At 59.7% G+C, this 17,475-nt stretch carries 22 protein-coding genes and 1 tRNA gene; 9 read left to right on the plus strand and 14 right to left on the minus strand.

Annotation, left to right across the window (positions count from 1 at the left end):
• Nucleotides 1-247 precede the first annotated feature (247 nt).
• The 4 genes from QWI75_RS13210 (at nucleotide 248) to QWI75_RS13220 (ending at nucleotide 2,262) form a co-directional block, all read left to right on the plus strand.
• Nucleotides 248-442 carry a helix-turn-helix domain-containing protein gene (locus tag QWI75_RS13210; protein ID WP_289269046.1) on the plus strand — a complete coding sequence of 65 codons (195 nt, stop codon included), beginning with the start codon at nucleotides 248-250 and terminating at the stop codon, nucleotides 440-442.
• Nucleotides 443-479: 37 nt separating this feature from the next.
• Nucleotides 480-917, plus strand: coding sequence for a helix-turn-helix domain-containing protein (locus QWI75_RS22875; protein ID WP_370693579.1), 438 nt, complete (start codon nucleotides 480-482; stop codon nucleotides 915-917).
• 45 nt (nucleotides 918-962) lie between these two features.
• On the plus strand, nucleotides 963-2,216 hold the full coding sequence (locus QWI75_RS13215; RefSeq protein WP_289269047.1) for a tyrosine-type recombinase/integrase: 1,254 nt from the start codon (nucleotides 963-965) through the stop codon (nucleotides 2,214-2,216).
• Nucleotides 2,188-2,262, plus strand: a tRNA-Gly gene (locus QWI75_RS13220). Before QWI75_RS13215 ends, QWI75_RS13220 begins: the two co-directional genes overlap by 29 nt.
• Here the strand turns inward: QWI75_RS13220 and QWI75_RS22880 are convergent.
• The 4 genes from QWI75_RS22880 to QWI75_RS13235 form a co-directional block, all read right to left on the minus strand.
• Nucleotides 2,213-3,484: a tyrosine-type recombinase/integrase gene (locus tag QWI75_RS22880; protein WP_370693641.1), complete on the minus strand. Its 1,272-nt coding sequence runs from the start codon at nucleotides 3,482-3,484 to the stop codon at nucleotides 2,213-2,215. The two genes, QWI75_RS13220 and QWI75_RS22880, sit on opposite strands and share 50 nt — an antisense overlap.
• Nucleotides 3,485-3,611: 127 nt before the next feature.
• Nucleotides 3,612-3,851 (minus strand): hypothetical protein, encoded by a 240-nt coding sequence (locus QWI75_RS13225; protein WP_289269048.1) that lies wholly within the window; start codon nucleotides 3,849-3,851, stop codon nucleotides 3,612-3,614.
• 16 nt (nucleotides 3,852-3,867) lie between these two features.
• Nucleotides 3,868-4,128: a hypothetical protein gene (locus tag QWI75_RS13230; protein WP_289269049.1), complete on the minus strand. Its 261-nt coding sequence runs from the start codon at nucleotides 4,126-4,128 to the stop codon at nucleotides 3,868-3,870.
• Between the two features lie 21 nt (nucleotides 4,129-4,149).
• Nucleotides 4,150-4,290, minus strand: coding sequence for a hypothetical protein (locus tag QWI75_RS13235; RefSeq protein ID WP_289269050.1), 141 nt, complete (start codon nucleotides 4,288-4,290; stop codon nucleotides 4,150-4,152).
• Nucleotides 4,291-4,452: 162 nt separating this feature from the next.
• Between QWI75_RS13235 and QWI75_RS13240 the strand changes: the two genes are divergently transcribed.
• Complete coding sequence (locus QWI75_RS13240) at nucleotides 4,453-4,578, plus strand: hypothetical protein (RefSeq protein ID WP_289269051.1); 126 nt, start codon at nucleotides 4,453-4,455, stop codon at nucleotides 4,576-4,578.
• A gap of 162 nt (nucleotides 4,579-4,740) precedes the next feature.
• Here the strand turns inward: QWI75_RS13240 and QWI75_RS13245 are convergent, their stop codons facing one another.
• From QWI75_RS13245 to QWI75_RS13290, 10 genes are all read right to left on the minus strand, one after another.
• Nucleotides 4,741-5,979: a phage major capsid protein gene (locus QWI75_RS13245; protein WP_289269052.1), complete on the minus strand. Its 1,239-nt coding sequence runs from the start codon at nucleotides 5,977-5,979 to the stop codon at nucleotides 4,741-4,743.
• A 105-nt stretch (nucleotides 5,980-6,084) separates the two neighbouring features.
• On the minus strand, nucleotides 6,085-6,261 hold the full coding sequence (locus QWI75_RS13250) for a hypothetical protein (protein WP_289269053.1): 177 nt from the start codon (nucleotides 6,259-6,261) through the stop codon (nucleotides 6,085-6,087).
• Nucleotides 6,254-6,745 carry a P27 family phage terminase small subunit gene (locus QWI75_RS13255; RefSeq protein WP_289269054.1) on the minus strand — a complete coding sequence of 164 codons (492 nt, stop codon included), beginning with the start codon at nucleotides 6,743-6,745 and terminating at the stop codon, nucleotides 6,254-6,256. The genes QWI75_RS13250 and QWI75_RS13255 overlap by 8 nt, the downstream gene beginning before the upstream one ends.
• Nucleotides 6,746-6,846: 101 nt before the next feature.
• Nucleotides 6,847-7,293: a hypothetical protein gene (locus QWI75_RS13260; protein WP_289269055.1), complete on the minus strand. Its 447-nt coding sequence runs from the start codon at nucleotides 7,291-7,293 to the stop codon at nucleotides 6,847-6,849.
• 330 nt (nucleotides 7,294-7,623) lie between these two features.
• Nucleotides 7,624-7,818 (minus strand): hypothetical protein, encoded by a 195-nt coding sequence (locus tag QWI75_RS13265; RefSeq protein ID WP_289269056.1) that lies wholly within the window; start codon nucleotides 7,816-7,818, stop codon nucleotides 7,624-7,626.
• Nucleotides 7,815-8,126 (minus strand): hypothetical protein, encoded by a 312-nt coding sequence (locus tag QWI75_RS13270; protein ID WP_289269057.1) that lies wholly within the window; start codon nucleotides 8,124-8,126, stop codon nucleotides 7,815-7,817. Before QWI75_RS13270 ends, QWI75_RS13265 begins: the two co-directional genes overlap by 4 nt.
• A complete protein-coding gene (locus tag QWI75_RS13275; RefSeq protein ID WP_289269058.1) occupies nucleotides 8,116-10,161 on the minus strand; it encodes an AAA family ATPase in 2,046 nt (681 codons plus the stop codon). Before QWI75_RS13275 ends, QWI75_RS13270 begins: the two co-directional genes overlap by 11 nt.
• Nucleotides 10,162-10,248: 87 nt before the next feature.
• Complete coding sequence (locus QWI75_RS13280) at nucleotides 10,249-10,467, minus strand: helix-turn-helix domain-containing protein (RefSeq protein ID WP_289269059.1); 219 nt, start codon at nucleotides 10,465-10,467, stop codon at nucleotides 10,249-10,251.
• 141 nt (nucleotides 10,468-10,608) lie between these two features.
• On the minus strand, nucleotides 10,609-11,367 hold the full coding sequence (locus tag QWI75_RS13285) for a hypothetical protein (RefSeq protein WP_289269060.1): 759 nt from the start codon (nucleotides 11,365-11,367) through the stop codon (nucleotides 10,609-10,611).
• A gap of 657 nt (nucleotides 11,368-12,024) precedes the next feature.
• Nucleotides 12,025-12,975, minus strand: a complete 951-nt coding sequence (locus QWI75_RS13290; protein ID WP_289266904.1) for an IS110 family RNA-guided transposase — start codon at nucleotides 12,973-12,975, stop codon at nucleotides 12,025-12,027.
• 1,261 nt (nucleotides 12,976-14,236) lie between these two features.
• Here QWI75_RS13290 and QWI75_RS13295 point away from each other — a divergent pair.
• The 4 genes from QWI75_RS13295 (at nucleotide 14,237) to QWI75_RS13310 (ending at nucleotide 17,412) form a co-directional block, all read left to right on the plus strand.
• The gene (locus QWI75_RS13295) at nucleotides 14,237-14,545 is read left to right on the plus strand and encodes a DUF3592 domain-containing protein (RefSeq protein ID WP_289269061.1); all 309 of its coding nucleotides are present in this window, start codon (nucleotides 14,237-14,239) and stop codon (nucleotides 14,543-14,545) included.
• A gap of 82 nt (nucleotides 14,546-14,627) precedes the next feature.
• The gene (locus QWI75_RS13300) at nucleotides 14,628-15,164 is read left to right on the plus strand and encodes an FKBP-type peptidyl-prolyl cis-trans isomerase (RefSeq protein WP_289269062.1); all 537 of its coding nucleotides are present in this window, start codon (nucleotides 14,628-14,630) and stop codon (nucleotides 15,162-15,164) included.
• Between the two features lie 230 nt (nucleotides 15,165-15,394).
• Nucleotides 15,395-15,757: a hypothetical protein gene (locus tag QWI75_RS13305; RefSeq protein ID WP_289269063.1), complete on the plus strand. Its 363-nt coding sequence runs from the start codon at nucleotides 15,395-15,397 to the stop codon at nucleotides 15,755-15,757.
• A 371-nt stretch (nucleotides 15,758-16,128) separates the two neighbouring features.
• Entirely contained in the window at nucleotides 16,129-17,412 is a 1,284-nt protein-coding gene (locus QWI75_RS13310) for an MFS transporter (protein ID WP_289269064.1), read from the plus strand.
• Nucleotides 17,413-17,475 lie beyond the last annotated feature (63 nt).

The raw sequence follows: 17,475 nt of genomic DNA on the forward strand, positions 1-17,475 counted from the left end.
CCTACAGACCCCTGGGTTTCTCACGGGAATCGTGAGCTAGCCCTGGGGTTTTTTATTTCTGGAGGTATTTTATGGAGCGTCTAACGCCTATTAAGGCCATAAGAGCCAAGTGCATGGACTGTACATGCCATCAACCCAAGGAAATCCGTGAGTGCCGTATTATCACCTGTCCGTTATGGCCCTACCGGATGGGTAAACGACCAAATCAGATACCCCAAACAAACCAGGAGGCAAAAGGTATTGAGCTATGCAGCATTTAATCAACATAAAAGAGGCGGCTCAATACACGGGCCTGTCACCCCATACCCTCTACACGATGGTCAGTCAGCGGCGGATACCATTCGTGAAGGTGGGCCGGTTGGTCAAGTTCGATCTTGACCTGTTGGACAAATGGATCAAACAGCATACCGTGATGCCGATGCCCAACAAATTGCAAACTTGACGTGTGTACCCACTTATGGGTACAGTAGACTATCGTCGTGTTACGGCTCAGAGAGATACGACAGAGACAAGACGTAAGCCTTCGCCGTCTCAGTCTGGAGACGGGAATTGCCCTTTCCACACTACAGAGAGTGGAGCTAGGTGCCTTTGATCCGAGGCTCTCTACGCTCCGTGAGTTGGCGAAGGCCCTGAACGTATCGATCGCTGATCTGATAGGTGAAAGAGGCAGGCCATTTCCCAATTCAACAATCACAAGGAAGGGGGCAAGTATGGCTCAGAGGTACAGCGTCCAGCGAAAGGATAAGGCAGTTAGCAATGCGGTCAGCGCCTTTGAGAAATGGCGAAGACAATACGTTGTAAAAGGTCTTGGACCATTTGTCTGGAACTATGAATATGACCAGGTAGACCAAGCAACTAAGCTACTAAAGTTTCTTTTGACCAACCTCAAGGGGGCCGATTCAAGATCATCGGAGTAAGGTTTCAGTAAACCGCATTAACTCAGCGAAAGGAGGGGTAGTCCAATGGGACTGACCAAACGGAAGGACAGTTACTATGTCGAGTTCCCTGTACTGGATGATGGCAAGGTGCTCAAGCTAGCGCCACCGGGCACAGGCAAGTTGAAACGGTGGAAGGTGGGAACGCTGAACCGGCGCTATGCTAAGGATCAAGAGGCCATCATTAAGACACGCCTCCTGTCCGGCCAGATACCTAGTCCGGCGGTGGCCCGTGCCGAAGCCATGACGTTTCGGCAGTGGGCGGAGATTTATTTGAACCTTGAGGAAGTGAAGAAGCTGAAGAGTTACCCCCTTCGCAAGTTGTATGTGGGGAATCTGGTGAAGTTCTTCAGGGACAAACCGTTGGCCGCGATCACCCCGGAGGAGGTTGCTGCGTATCGGGCGCAACGAGTCCAGTACAGGCGGATTCAATGTCCTGAATGCAAGAAACGAAAAGAGAGGCGGTTTGTCGGGCAGGAGGTCTGCCCTGCGTGTGGTTGGAAGCGCGAGGATGCCCCGCGTCCGGTCTCCTTGCAGACGATCAACCATGACCATACGGCGTTAACTCACATGCTGAATGTGGCGCGCAGTCCGCGTTTCAAGGTGATCCTGGACAATCCGGCGAGCCACGTGAAGAAGCCAGACCCGAAGAACGAGCGGGACAGGATCGCCAGCACGGACGAATGGCTTCGGTTGAAGGAAGCGGCAGCGCCGCATCTGCGCCGAGTCCTCACGGTGGCCTATGCGGTCGGTCCTCGAAAGGGAGAACTGCTGAAGCTCGAATGGTCGGACGTAGACATGAAACGGAGGGAGGTTACACTTCGAGACACCAAGAATGGGGAAAGCCGCATGGTTCCCATGACAGAGGAGGTGTACGAAGTGTTTAAGGAGTGCTGGAAGGAACGCCGACTCGACACGCAACGAGTTTTCCTGTATAAAGAGAGGCTGATTTCTCGACTCAATACGGCGTTCAATGCGGCTTGCCGTCGAGCGGGAATCGTCGGGCTTCGGATTCACGATTTTCGCCACACGGCGAGCACGAACCTCAGGCGGGCAGGGGTAGACACGGCCACGGCTATGAAGATCGTCGGCCACAAGTCCGAGCGGATGCATCGGCGGTACAACACCATTCAGCCGGAAGACCTGCACCGAGCCGTTTCAAAGCTTGCCGTGTTCCAGGCTAACACTGTAATAACACCTGAGCCTGTGGCGGTAGGAGCCGAAATTGTAAGTGCGCGACAAACCGAAGCGAGCGGGCGTAGCTCAGTGGTAGAGTCCTAGCTTCCCAAGCTAGTTGTCGTGGGTTCAAATCCCATCGCCCGCTCCAATTTTTCAACCGGTTCCGTTACCCTCTCTTCACTCTCTCTGACCTCCGTTCCGGTTTCAGTCACGGTTCCAGAAAGCAATCGATCTGCACTCGGTTGTGAGGGAGTCGGGGAGAACAATCCGAAGCGGCCAACCGTTTCCACCGCGGCCTTGAGATGCGCTTGACTGAGATGGGCGTAGCGCTTCACCAGGGCCGTCGAGGAGTGGCGCAGCAAGGCCGCGATGGTGCCTTCATTGTGGCCCGCCATCGCCAACCGGCTGGCGAAGGTATGCCGGAGATCGTGCCATCGCACATCGAGCAATCCCGCGTCCCGCACCGCCGGGCAGAAGATTCGCGAGTAGACGTTGCGTTGATCCATCGGGCGAGCGGGATTCTCTGACGGAAAGACCCAGGGAGAGGCGCGCTTGGGGTGAGCAATCGCCCGGGCCTCTGCGATGGCCTTCATGTTGGCGAGAATCTGCCGGGCTTCCTCCGGGAGATGCACGTACTGCACCCCGCCGGCTTTCGTTTCCGGTAACGTGAGCAAGCCCAGGTCAAGGTTCACATCCCGCCAGCGGAGCCGCATCTGTTCCCCAAGGCGAAGGCCGGTCAGAATCGCCAAGCGCGCCCAGGGCGCATGATCAGGCCCGAGCTTGTCGAGCAGTGTGGCTTCTTCCTCTGGGGTCAAGAACCGCATCCGGCTTGGCCGTATCTTCACCAGCGTCACCCGCTCAAACGGATTACGATCGATCCGCCCATCGCGCTTCGCTTTATTCAGCACATGCCGAAGAAACTTCATGTAATGCAACACGGTTTGCGGAGCCCTGGTCACGGGGGTCGCTTCGTGCTTTGGGTCGAGGTTTTCGGTCAACAGTTCCCGCTGTGCCGCTTCCAGGAGGGCAGGGGTGACGGCATTCACACGGAGACCCTGTAGCCGTGCCTTCCACCATTCCCCATAGTGCTTCTCGGCCCATTGATTCTTCACGGTCGAGGTCTCGACATGCGCCGTGATCAGATCTGTCATCAAGGGATAGCCGCCGTGCTGGTATCGCTCAGGAAAGAAGCGCCCGGCCTTTTGTTCCTGTTTCGCCTTCTCGTAGAAATCCCGCGCAGCCGTCTTCGTCGAGAAGCTTCCGAACCGCCGCTCTCGGCCATCGTGGTAGAGCCGCACGTACCATATCGTCTTCCCGGCCGCGTCCTGCTTCGACAGCAAGCCCCGATCTTTTCGTCCTGCTCGTGCCATCGCTCCTCCTTTCAGAGAGTTTTTCCCTGGTTCCGTGAAGGCGGAACGCCGTATTTCGCATATGAGCCACGATCTGGAGCAAGACCAGGGGGAAGGCCGGGCTTCCCCCTGATCGTGGGTCGTGGCCTCAGTCCTGACACGCCAGCGTCCCCAGGATCCGCGCCACCGCCTCCCGCTCTTTCGCCGTCGCGCGTTCAATCCGATACCCGCAGCCAACCCAGGACATCAGGTCCAAGGCGCCGCCATCGGGTAGGACCATGACGGGTTGGCCGTAACTGCTCGTACTATGCGTCGTGCTGAGGCGGACTGTGACCCTCTTGCGCGCTGGGGACTCTCCAAATGGATCGACTCGGTATGAGCATGTCATGATTCCCCCTCCTTGGTTACGGCCACCAGGCCGGCAGTGAGTATTCAATCCCTCCGGTCTCTCGGTTCCGGTCCCGCGTCAGTGGGGCTTTCAACAGGCGAAGCGCCTGGAGGTAGCGATAGAATTCCCGATGCGGGATCCCTAAGACCTGCTCCACGTGCGCCCGGCTGCTCGGGCGCCGTTGGAGGAGCCAGATCAGTTCCAGCCCCTCCGCCAGGATGCGCTTCTTGATCTCAACCCCGTTCGGCAGTCTCGGGCGTGGCCGGCGCCGTCGCATGGCTCCCTCCGTGGTGGCGGGCTAGGCGCCACGTTGGCTTTTGAAGTGCTGTTCCAGTAAGTGGCGAATCAGGCCCGCCGCCGTCGTGCCGCGTTTGCGCTCGGCGTCGAGCTTGGCCTTGAGGGTTTTCGGCAGTTGCACAACGAGGCGCGTCATTTTCATGGCTAATCTCCTATCGTGATATTTATGATATGTACGCATATCATATGCTGTCAAGTGCTATTTACCCATCGCCGACACCGTGCTATCTTCGCCACCATGCCAAAGAAAACAGATCAAGAAAAAGGCGGGTCCTGGATCTTCCGGGACATCCCGCGAGAGCTTATGAAGCGTGCCAAAATTGCCGCCGCAGTAGAGGGCAAGTCGATCAAGGCCCTCATTTTGGAGGCCCTGGACGAACATCTGCAGGGGATGGAGAAGAAAGGGCTGTTGCCGAAAGGGAAGGGCTAATCGAGATTCTTCCGGTGTTTGACGATGGCCGCGAGGAGCCGGCGCCTGAACATCCGGGAAAAAGTGGGGGCTCTTGGCGCGGCGAGAGTGTCCCGCGGGCTCCGCGCCAAGTTTGTGCCGCCGTGGCCGCCCCCAAGCCGCCGGTGGAGGCCCGCGAGCCGCTTACGCCATCTGCAAGGCTTTGACCGCCCCGCCGCCGCCGTCCACCAGGTCGCCATCCGCGCGGATGAACGCCAGGAAGCCCAGTTGCAAGTAATCGGCATACCGTTCTTCCAGCCGCAACACGCGCGGTTCTTTCACCAGCCGGACATAGTACGCCGACAGATCACCGAACAGAATCGCCTTGTTCCCGGTGGCCAGGCTCGGCATGTTCGGATCAATGACGACCGGCTTGCCGAGGAGTGAATCCGGGCTGCCGGCGGCCAAGTCCCCATACAGCGGGCGGTTCTGTGAATCCTTCAGTTTCCGTAGCGCCCCGAAGGTGGTGTCATTCATGAGCCACTTGCCGTTCTGGCGATACAGCGGATCGACGCTGTGCATGTGGTCCACCAGCTCATCATAGGTGACCGCCGTGGCGCTGGCGGCCGTCTTGCCCACCGTGGCCGCGGTGACAATCCCGCGCGGTTTGGAGCTGCCGTCCCCCGTCACCCAGTGCTTCGCCGTAATCCGCCCCAAGCGCTCCCCGAGCTTCTTCATGACGTAGGCCGCGAAGTCAAAGCCGGCATCGTCCATGAGTTGGATTGAGACGCGCACGATCTTCGAGGAATAGAGGAAGCTCTGCAACACGACTTGCGAGAGCACGACATCGCCTTCGTTGTGTTGCGTGTTCTCTGAGATGATCTCGCCCTCGACGGCCGTTTCATTATCCGCTGGGATGGGCAGGTCCGCGCCCGTCGCGGATGGCACGATCGTGCAGTTCGGCAACACCCCGCCGATCTGTTTCAGCGCTTCCACCAGGGGCGCCATCGCCGCGTCCGGCACGGCATACCCGCCTGCGCCGCCAGAGCCCACCCCTTGCGCCATGCGGATGTCGGGATCATGGCGCAGCCGCTTCGTCATGATCGCCCGCTCATCTGGATCGAGCCCGTTGATCCCGAATTTCAGGAAGTTCGAAAAGGCCCGGACCTCCGGTTCCCCCTCATCCTCCGACAGTCCCGGCCGTGAGGACAGCCCGCGTAGGATGCGATCCATCTTCGGATCGCGCCGGCCGGCATCGGTCAGCGCATCCCCGAGTTCCGCTTCTCGAATCTGCGCGGCCAGACGATCGACTTCCACCATAATCCCGTCAAAGCGCGCCTCGATCTGCTTGGTAAAGGGCTCGCGTTTGAGGAGCGCTTGGGCCTCGTCGAGCAAGCGCCCGCGCTGCTCCCGAAGTTGCTGTGCACGTGTGAAGGACGACATAGCGAAACCTCCGTTGTTGAAAATCCCCGGAGGTTCGCCGTTCTGGCGGGTGGTCCGCCGCGGCGACATGCGGAGGCGGACAGCGTGCGGGGGTGAATGTGTCATTTATAAGTTTACAGTATCGTTCCTAGATGAATCAACCTTCTCGCGCGTTTCACGCGCCGCGCGTTCATCGCGCACCGCGGCTTCTATCTTTGCATCAATCCAGGTCTGATAGATCGAGCAAATCCCTTTCAATTGCCGCAACAGCGCGCGATGGAATTGCACATCGAGACTATCCACGGCGCGGCCTCTGCGGTTCGAAGAACTTTGCGATGCCCTTCGGCTCGCTGTCGTTCGGAAGCGGCGACACGCGGGCATGCTGGGCCGGTGTGGCACCCAGTTCGGCCAAGGCCGCTTGATAGGCGCGGCGTTCTTGCTGCATGATCCGCACTTCCGGCCGCGGTCTCGTCATCCTCAGCCCATCGCGTTCCGTTTCATAGGTGGCGCCGTGCTCGGCAATCGCCCTCTCGGCCCTCTTGAACATCGAATATGCGGTCGCGGCAATAAGTAGAATGCCATAGTCCGCTTCGCACAACACCCCATGCTCTCCGCCAAGGAGCAAAACCAAGCGATCCCATTCGGCGCTCGCGTCGGCATCGAGATCAGCCGGCTTCTGCGGAGTGCCGACCACGAAGGGAGAGGTTCGCGCGGAGGTCAGCGGGCGTTTGCCCGGGTTTCCACGTAGGATGCGAAGACGCTGCGGATTCGGCTTTCTGCCTCTCATAAGGCCTCCCTAAAAAACAGTTGCGAATTTCGCGGGGAAATCCCGAATGGGGACCCCGCGGTCTATACGTAAAGGCCCCAGACTTTTCACCCGCCATCCCCTCATGCGGGCAGATGTCCGCGAATCTGCCGCGGATCGACCAGCAACGGAGCAGGCTGGCCAAACACTTCCACGGCCACGGCCAGGCGGTACCCGCCAAAGACTTCCTGCACAACACCGAGCAAGTCCCCGTTGAGACTTCGCATGATCACAGTGTCTCCAGGCTGGTATTTCGCTCCCGCCGCCGGCTGGTATTCCTCTCTGATCAACTCCCCCGCTTCGCCGTCATCATCGTCCAGCAGGTCGCACGGCGGGAGCTGCGCCGGCTGTGCTGGCAGGCGCGAAGTCGGCTGTCGGCGCCGCCGGAGGTTGGCCAACCTGGCCAACTGGCGCGCGCGCAGGTCTGCAACCATGGCCAGCAGGCGTTGCCGTTCCGCCGAATCTTCCGCATTGATCCACGCCCAGCGGAGTTCGGCCGCTTCACGGGCGAAATCCTCACTGCCCGGCATGTCATTTCCTCCTCGTGTGAGATGAGAGGCGATCAACTCCATTCTCCACGCGCTCCAGCGTCACACATTCACCAGACCGCGTGATGCGGTAGGTTTCGCCCTGTGCGTTCGCCAACTCTTTCAATGCCCGCCCAGAGTAGCGGACGCCTTCAATGATCCACGTATCTGTCCCCACCTGATAGCCGCGCGTGCTGTTCATCCACCAGTAAAAGAAGTCGCAGGGGTACAAAATGGCACGGACCATCAGTAACCAGGGTGGCAGAATCGCCCCTTCAGTTTGCCTGGAGGTTGCCAAGCGCCACAGTCTGGCACGCAACGATCGGGCCTCCGTCATCGTTCACACGCCGGTTGATAGGTCCGGCCAGCCGGCGCAGGCGGCTCGGCCTGGCGGCTCGCTTCGTTGAGCAGACTGGCGAGGTTCGCCGCAGCCACCCAGGTCAGGCGGATTTCGGAACCGCCCGAACCGGTCAACAGAACCTCGTGCCGCTCGTGGTCAACGCTCACCGTCAGGCATGCAGGCGTCATCGGCCGCGCTCCGTCATCCATTCCGCCGGAATCTTCGCCAGCCGGTCGGTCGCGGGATGCCAAACCAGGACCGAGCCATCGGGGTAGGTCGCGAGGACTTCACCCTCACAGGTTCCGAAGAGCGGGCTGTCCCAGCGGATCGGATCGCCAGGCTGGGGCAATCCAACCGGGCGCACCCGGTCCCCCAGCTTCGCCAGAATCCGGCGCGCCCGGTCCGGTTCGACCTCCACCGGTTGCCCGGGGATGAGCACGATTTCCCCGCCAGGCCAGCGGTAACGGATCGGCTGTCCGACCGCCTCAAGTCTCATCGTCGATGATCTCCGCCCCTATCTCCCAAGATTCTTGTTCCAGAGGACCGTTTTCTTGTTCTCGCATGGAGGCGAAAAGCCCAAAATCGCGGGAACAAGAATCATTGACGATATTTCGCGCGCTTACGTTCGTTTTCTGATTCTTGTTTTCTTGTTCCCCTATATATGGGGGAACAACAGAACAAGAACTCCTTGACTGGGGTGAGCTTGTCGCGTCAGGGTTCTTGTTCCCAAGTTCCGGCCGGGATTCTTGTTCCCGGTGTTCACAGGATCGGGCATATTTGAACGGGTCCGCCTTGCCACCCCGGCCAGTCTTGACAACCTTTCCGGCTCCGACCAGCGCTCGAAGCGCTTTGACCTTGACCCCGCGTCGGCCTTCCATTTGGTCAAGGATGACCTTCTCTTCGACGGGTTCCTTGGTCATCGCCAGGTAGTCGAGGATCGCGTCACCCATTGCGGCTTGATCCGCCACATCCCGGCTTGGTCCGGCTGCTATGGTCCGCGCTGTTGGGTCCCACGCCAACGTGATTTCTTCTAGGTCTTCGCCGTAGCGTTGAACGCTGCTCAACGTGCGGTACTTCTCCGTGCGCTTCAGGAGCAGTGCAGTGTCCACCGCTGCAAAGATTGCGGTTGACCCTAAGATACTGTCTCCGCCCTCTCGATCACCCTTCCCCAAGTGATGAACAGCCAACACACCAGCACCCGTCTCCCGCGCCAGCGTCCCGAGCGGTTCTAAGGCTATCGTCACAGCTGCGTAGTCATTTGCGTCTTTTACGCGCGTGAAGCGAAAGAGTGGGTCCACGATGATCAACACTGGCGCGTAGCGACCCGCGGCTTTTCGCAACAGAGGCAACCCATCAGCGGGGGAAGGCGCACAGAAAATGTAGATGCGATCGTCCACCGTCGCCCCCATTTCTCGAAAGTGGCGCCTCACCTCCGACCGTTTTTCTTCCAGCGCAAGGTACAGGACAGGCCCGCGCGAAGTGGGGAAGCTCAGAAACGTATCTCCCCGCGTTACAGCTAACGCAAGGCAACGAGCCATGGTCGATTTCCCCGCTTTCGGCTTGCCAGCGAGGAGCGAAAGGCCGCCCACCGGCAGGCGAGCTTCCAGCACCCATGGGCGCGTGTCTTCCGGCTCATTGAGCAAGTCACCAAGAGACGTGAAGAGCATCGGTCCATCATCCATGCCCCACGGCCGCGCGCTCGCCAGCAACGTTTCGAGTCGCTCACTGAACGCGGGGTCCCGTCGATACTGCGCGACAAAATCCGCCGCATCGCCTTTCGCCGGAGCCTCCGGCCATTCGACGAAGCGAACGCTTCGGGCCACTCCGGCGAGACGTTCACCGATCCGCTGCATGTGCGCGCGTCCTGGTTCGTCGTGATCAGGCCACAGAATCGCATCTCTTCCGCGAAGCACGTCCAGCGAGGCAAGCGACGGAGCGCTGTTGGCTCCGGTCACCGTCCCCAGCGCTGGGACTCCCGCCCACCAGAGCGCTTCAGCTGCTTTCTCGCCCTCGACCACGATGCGATGGTTAGGGTCGGTCCATTCGACTTCTGAGCCATAGAGGGGGAGATCCGCCGTCTTCCGACCGTTCAAGCCCGGGGTGCCGTCCAGGCGCCGCCAGGTGAACGTTTTCTCCCCGTCGCGATCGATGCGTTCATGGATCGCGACGAACTCTCCGCTGCGGTCGCAGATCTCGTATGCTGTCACGGATGCACCCTCTCTGTTCGGTTTTCCGTTCGCGTGAGTCACGCCGGCAAGCTCTTCGATGCGCCGCCGCTGTTCTTTGAATGTCTGGAGGCCTCCCAGCAACCCGATCAACTCAAACACGTCGGCGCCCTTCTCGCCGAGACACTTCCGGGACCAACAGAAGGCCCGGCCGTCCTTGATCGTGACAGATGGGTGCGCATCGCTATTGCGATGTCGTTCCGGAAACGGGCATCGCCAACGCCCCTGCGCATCAGGGGTACTACCATAGCGTCTGAGCAGATCTGCGACAGAAACAAGATTTTTCAGTTCAGCAACCGTCGTCATCTGTTGCCTCTTCTGTGCGCGAGCATCGCATCGAGTCGATCAAGTATCGATGAGATGAGCATACGTAGTACTACGCTCATCGATGCGTCACTTCGTCGCCTCGCGTCCGAGATGGGGCCGCGTCCGCGGTTGTTGGAGCGCGGCCAGTACGGCCGCGCGATCAAAGCGGACGCCAATGTCACCGATGCCAAGACAGGGAATTCTGCCGGTCTTGGCAAGCTTGTAGATCGTACTTTTGCCGCAACGGAGTAGGCGAGCTAGTTCATCCGCTTTCAGGATCTGTCCGTGGGGGGTGTCTGTGTGCATGGAGCGCCTCCTCGTTGTCTATGCTCCACAGCGTACACAACGCACGAAGGTGTGCGAAGCTAGGATATGACGTTATTTGCAGTACTGGTATAAATACTTACTCGTGAGGAGGAGAGCGGATAAGGGCGGGGCTCGGTCGAGTTACATGCCGTGCGATCGGTTGCGGTTCCGCCAATTGTCGAGGTAGTTCTTGACGTGAGTGTCTGTGAAAGGACCGTCGAGACGGGCAGGCGAACGCCCGCGCTGAACACTGGCAAAGGCCGGCTTTCTATTTCTGAGTCTCTGGAGAGCCTCCCGAATCCAGATCTCCTGGTCCGCCGGGTTGATCTTCCAGGCCTGCATCAGGTCGCGCGCTTCCGACAGCCGCCATTCAGAATTGAATGGTGGGTCATCAGGAGGGACCACGTTTTCTAGGGCTACGGCCTCCGTCAGGTGGTCGGCCAGTGATCGGTTCAGGGCTTCAGCAATGGCGGCGGGACCTTGTGTTTTCGACAGCACAAACCGGTGTGAATCCGTCTGACCGGCGCCGTTGGGCTCTACCTTCCCGAAGGGTTCAATTCCGACAAAGGCGGTCGGCCCTTGAAATTTGGTGAGCTCAGTGCGCCAGGCCGCAATGGTTGCCTCGGCCTTCTGGATTTTCCGGGCCGTGATGCCCTCGGGAATGGTGACGATCAATTTCAGGCGGGGAGGGGTGTGGCCCAAGACCGGCCTCACATCAACTTCAAGCCCGCCGATGCGCCGTTCGAGGGTTTGGACACGCCTGAAGAATTCATCCCGCCGTTGCCGTGCCTTCGCCCACTGAGTCTGAATGCGATCATACTCAGAGTCTTGCGGACCCTTGAGCGCCATTACCTGACGAAGATAGGTATCGAAGGCGTCGCGTCGTGGTACTCGTGGCATAACCCCTCCTCGTGGGGCCTCGCGTGGGGAGGGAAGGGCCGCGACCGCGAGGACGATCGCGTCACGCCAGGGGATCAGCCCGGCGTCGAGCCCTTCCGAATTTAGTCACGGTCTCATTTGTGTTCTACCGTCCATTGCGTCTATTACCTACCATATCCTGTGCTCTCACGTCTATATCGTCCACTAAGTCTATGGGGTAAACTACTTAGTCGCTCTTCCCAAGCTAGTTGTCGGGGGTTCAAATCCCCTCGCCCGCTCCATACCAAGCTTGCTGGTCCCGCCGGCTCCTCAGGCGTAGCCTTCTTCTTGGACGCCGGCGGAGAAACCCCTCCCGCGTTTCCCCATAAAAAACCTCCATACCGCACTTCGTGTGAACCGCCGGCTCCTCAGGCGCAGCCTTCTTCCTTGACGTCGGCGGAGACACACCTCCAGTTTTTCCCTCCGCGTAGATCATTCTCTTGCATGAACCGGGCGCTCTCCATCGCGTGTTCGCAATATGCTGCGCCCAGAGAGACACCTTTAGACATAATGATGTGACCCGCCCAATCCGCAAGCCCGCATTATTCATGACGGTTCGTCGCGTTGCACCCGTTGCAGTAAAAGAGCAATGGGTGCCTCCAGGCGCAGCCGCGAAGGACCAAGCAACTGTCTTGAATGTCAAGCTCTCCGTGCAGCGGCCGGTTGCCATGGAGTCCCATGATGTACCATCGCATTGAGAATGGTCAGCAGCTTGCGCATCGCGGCGACCAGCGCGACCTTGGATGCTTTGCCGGCGGTACGCAGTCGCTGGTAGAACTGCCGGATGACGGGGTTCCAGCGCGTCGCCACCAAGGTCGCCATGTACAGCGCGGTGCGGACGGGGGCCCGCCCACCCCAGATGGTGCGTCGGCCGCGCAGCCGCCCACTGTCCCGATTGAAGGGCGCGACGCCCACCAAGGCCGCAATTTGCTTGCGATTCAGCAAGCCCAACTCCGGCAGCTCGGCCAAGACCGTGCGACTCATTACCGGTCCGATGCCGGGCACGCTCTGCAACAAATCTTCGCGTGCACGCCAGATGGGGCTCTCTTCAATCATGTCATCGAGGTCCTCGTCGAGCCGGGCCAGTTCGGTGCGCAACCAGCGCAGATGGGCTTCAATCCGCTTCCGCACGCGGGCTGGAGCTCGGTCCAACCGGTTCTGCTCGGCCCGCTGCATCGCCAGCACTTGGCGGCGTCGCGCCAACAGGGCCGCCAGTTCCGCGGTCTGCGGATCGGGGAGCGCCCGCACTTCCGGTTGGATGACCTCTGCGAAGCGGGCCAACACCTGCGCGTCCAGCGTATCGGTCTTCGCCAACCGGCCCGTCGCTTTGGCAAAGTCCCGGACCTGGCGCGGATTGACCGCGATCACGGGCAAGGCGGCGTCCACCAGCGCCCGCAGCAACGGCCGTTCCAAGCCCCCGGTGGCTTCCACGACAATCCGTATCGGCGATACCTGGCTCAGCCGTGCGATCACCGTGCTGATTCCCTGGGCATCATACGGGACGCTCAGCGGCGTGCCAGCCGGCCGCATGGCGACGTCCAGCTGCGCTTTCGAGATATCAATTCCGACACACACCGACGATGTCTGCATCGCCTCCTCCTTGGTGAAGCCCGTCCTTGTCTTGATGCGGGCTCGGTGGCCCAGGCAACTGTGCGGGCTTATGGAATAGGGAATGTGACGACCCGGCTCGGCCGCGGTCTCTTCGGACCGGAGGCGTATCGATCTGTCACATTCCGTATGTCTCATGTACCACAATTCCAAGATACAAGGCGTACTTGAGACAGTACGTCGAGGGGCGCACGGCGCGATTGAATAAAGAGCGCCATGTCTGTGCGCGCCGCCGAGTTGGTGAGGCGGCCGGACCTGAGCGGCGAGCACGCCCGCCATACCAAGCTTCGCTTGAACCGCCGCGTTCGATCACATCGCGGCGGAGAGGTACTTTGCCTGCGACTTCGCATGTTGGCCAGGGACCCGTTACAATTTGGGAGCAACGGGTGCCCCGGGGCAAATCGGGGTGCCCATTGCTCCTTTGTTGCAATGGGCCTAAGCAGCAGAAGCGTTCATGAACAATGCGGGTTAGTGCTTCCCTTTTCTCTTACCTTCGTGTGAGCGGGCGGCTCGTCGGGCATAGCCCCTCTTTATTGCGCCGCCGGAGGAACACCTCAAGTGATTCTTCTCGCTTTTCTCTTCATATCAATCTTCGGTTGAACCGCGAGGCTACTTTTAGGCTGATCGTCATAGTGCATCGCGGAGATATCCTGCAGCGTGGCTTCTCTACTCTTACTTACATAGCATTTCGTGTGAACCGGCTGCTCCTTAGGTCATGACCGGTGCTGTTCTCTCCGTCGAAGCGAATCGTCTGTAATCCTGTCTCCTCTGTGAACCATGACGGATGTCGCCGAGAGATCCGTCCGTTATGACCTAGGGTTTCTCCTAGTCTCACCTCGATAGCCCTCCTCTGGCTCCGTATCCTCAGGGAGCAGCCTGTCCTTCCAGACAAGGTCTGTCGATCGTCACGGCCTAAAATTACCTTATAATTCCATCAGTTCCAACGAACTCTCAGCGGACCAAGACAGTTATTCCGCTCTGGACAACCTGTCAAACGACAATATTCCGTAAAACCAAGCTGTTGCATCGACGTGTTCTTTTATCCATCCAGTCGGGATAGTGGCCTATTCGGCGCCAGCCTCATCAACCCGGCGACAAATCAATCGCTTATGAAATCCCTGCCTGTTGGCAAAAGATTTGCTGGTTATTCCGACTAGCCGATCGAGCCACGCCGGCCAAGCCAAGAAAAGAAACGGAATCGAGCGACCGGGGAGAATCATTTCTTCTTCAAGGAGGTGGCGTCATGAGCAAGCTTGTCCTCGCAATCGTCGCGACTCTCGCCTTTGCCGGTGCCGCTGTGCTTCCTGCTGAGGCGACCACCACGTTCGTGCGAAGCACGGTCGAGCGCATCGATCTCTCGAAGCAGACCATTACCTTTCAAGCCCGCGACGGGCAAACCTGGACGCTTCGTGTGGAGAACCCCGATCTTCTCAAAAAGGATTCGCTGGCCAAGGGAGATCAAGTCACCATCGAAGTGAATCCCAACGACGAGGTCAAGACGATCCTCAAACTGTCGCAACCCCATGAGCCGGACCGGGCGGAGACAAAATAACCAGGTCGGCTCGCTGAAACGCGTCTTGTCCGGCTGTGAACAGACCACCACCCCTCATGCATAGGCACGTTACGGAGGCGTTATGAACTGCCGACCCCATCATCGAGCCAGAACAAACCGGTTGTCCATCCTGTTTGTGTTGATCGCAGCCATCTGCGCGGCTTGCGCATGGGTGACCTGGCTGGAAAGACCGGCCGTTGCCGCGGACCAGGCGACGATTGAGGAGGGCGCGACGGTCACCTTCTCCTACAGTTTTACGGTCCCCGGAACCGTTCCGACGATCTATAGCGACGTCGGCACCTTCGTTCAGGGCAAGCATCAAATTCTTCCGGTCGTGGAGCGAGAGTTGGCGGGCCTGCATCCGGGCGATGAAAAAACCGTGGAGGTGACGCCCGAAGAAGGGTTTGGGCCCTACGACGAACAGAAAAAAGCGAACGTCCCTCGCGCGTCCTTACCCGAAGGGGTCAAGGAAGGTGATGTGGTGGAAGACCAGAACGGCCGCGTCGCCACCATCACGACGATCTCGGACACAGGCGCCGTGATGGACTACAACCATCCGCTGGCCGGCAAGCGGTTCGTGATGCAGATCAAGGTGCTGAAAGTCGAGAAGCCGTCGTAACGCCATCCGCATCGGCCGGCTCGATCCGCTTCGTTCCATGAGGTGTGCTTGTTAGCACGCAGGGCGTTTCGTGCGCTCTGCGGGGGCAGCGCGGTCCTCCTATCATCGGTCGCTACCATCAACATTCCGGCATTCCAACGGCCGTTCGCAGCCAGCGAATGCCTTTGCCTAAGCAGTAAGCAGGACGACGCGCAATCTGATGAAGCCAAAGAAAAGAGAGGAGGCTGACCATGCAAGAACTCTTGATTTATCTCAAAGCGCGCATCGAATGGTGTCAACAGCAGGGCAGGGCCGCCACCAACGTGCAGGAGAAACAGGGATGGTGGGCGGAAGAGGCCGGGCTCGTCGATGCCTTGCGCGGAAGGCCAAGCCCGTCTTCTTCTCCGGAATCCTTCGGTGAACATGTGGCGCGCTATCAACTGGGACTACAGGAGGGGTTGGCCATCATGCGCCTGATCGAGCCGAGCGCCAACCGGAAAGCAGCGTATGAGGTCTACGATGAGCACCGTCACGACAACCAAGATAAACACAACAAGGACGGTTCGGAGCAGGGCCGGTCCGCGCAGCCCTCCGGTTTCATGGCCTCCTCCTGAGGCCGAACCGGCGCGGCTCCGCTTGCTCCCCCGGATAACCTATGCCAAGGACCGGACAAGTTGCTCCCAGCTAAGTGTTGGATTCCCAAAGATTTCTTTCTCTCCCCCTCCAGGTTCACGCCAAGTCATTCTCGGTCATGGAGCTTTTCGGAGCTTTCCGATGGAGCCGCCGTGGCCGTCCGCAGAAAAACCTCTATTCGCGCAACCGGTTGCGGCAGATGAACAGATGCATACCAATCTGGCCCGCCGTTTGCTCTCCTACCTGCCACGGAGGGTCATCACGCTCACGAAAGATGACGACGACCATGATCACCGAGCAGGTTGGGCAGCGAACAGATCGATCTCCGAACCATCAAGAAGAAGGACTATCTATGCGATCCCATCCCCCACATGATCGAAGCAGAGGTTGGCAGCTCGTAACGACCAGGAACTTCGGCCTGCTCTGGTGGGGACAAGTGACTTCTCAGATCGGGGAGGGGTTGAACAAGGTCGCGTTGCTCTGGTTCGTGTACGAACTGACCGGGTCCGCACTCAAGATGACCATGGTGGGGTTGCTGCAAACGGTTCCGCCGTTGGTATTCGGGCCTTTGATCGGCGTCTACCTCGATCGGCTGTCCAAGAAGCGCGTCATGATGTGGGTGGACGCGATCCGCTCGGTCTTAACCTTTTTGATCCCGGCCCTCTATGCCGCCGATTTGCTGACGCTCCCCGGTCTGTATGTCCTGATCTTCGCCACATCTGTCGTCTCAACGGTCTTTGGACCAGCCCTCGTCTCCTCCGTCCCGTTGCTGGTCCGCGAAGCCGAACTCGTGTCGGCCAACGCGCTCATCCAGGGCACCAACAACATCGGCATGTTGATCGGGCCGGCCGTGAGCGGCCTGATGATCGCGTTGATCGGCGCGGACAATGTCCTGTACGTGAATTCCTTGACCTTCTTGATTTCCACGATCTGTCTGATCCCGATCCGCATGGACGAGCGCCTCCAGAAGTCCGTGTCCGACACAGGCGCCTCCGTGACAATATTCCAGGAGTTGATGACCGGGTTCCGCTTCGTGTTCGGCAACCAGTCGACGATTTTCCCCCTCGCGGTGATCTCCGCCCTGTATAATCTCGGGACGAGCGCCTTCGTGTTCGTCCTGCCGGTCTATGCCAAGGAGTTGCTCCAGGTCGGACCGGTTCAGCTCGGGTGGATCTGGTCGGCGTTGGGCATCGGCATGCTCGTGGCCTCCACCTGGCTGGCCTGGAGACGCCATTGCGATCCTCAACATCGATTGCGCATCGTGGTCCGGGGAATGACGCTAGGAGGATTGGCGCTGTGCACGCTCGGTCTGTTGGAGACGCCGCTGATCGCGGGCGCGCTCGTGGTCATCGTCGGGGGCAGCACGGCGGTGCTCAACCCCGTGGTATGGGCCCTGTTGCAGGAACAGACTCCTTCGCACCTGATGGGGCGGGTGTTGACGACGTTCAGCACCGGCTCCATGGCCGCCGCGATGGCAGGGATGACCGGATTCGGGTTCGTCGCCGATACCGTCGGACCGGCCGCCAGCCTGATCGGCCTCGGGCTCGTGCTGTTGTTGACCGCCGTCGTCGCTCTCCAAATCGCCCGCCACACCACGGCACGTCACGCGGCGGCCATGAGCCCGGCCGTCTCATGACCCTCGTTCGGACCGGCGCCTCGTTTCCGGCTGGCTCCACCCCTCGTTCTCTCCCATGCGCCC

This window comes from Nitrospira tepida (genome assembly GCF_947241125.1).
Taxonomy (GTDB): Bacteria; Nitrospirota; Nitrospiria; order Nitrospirales; family Nitrospiraceae; genus Nitrospira_G; species Nitrospira_G tepida.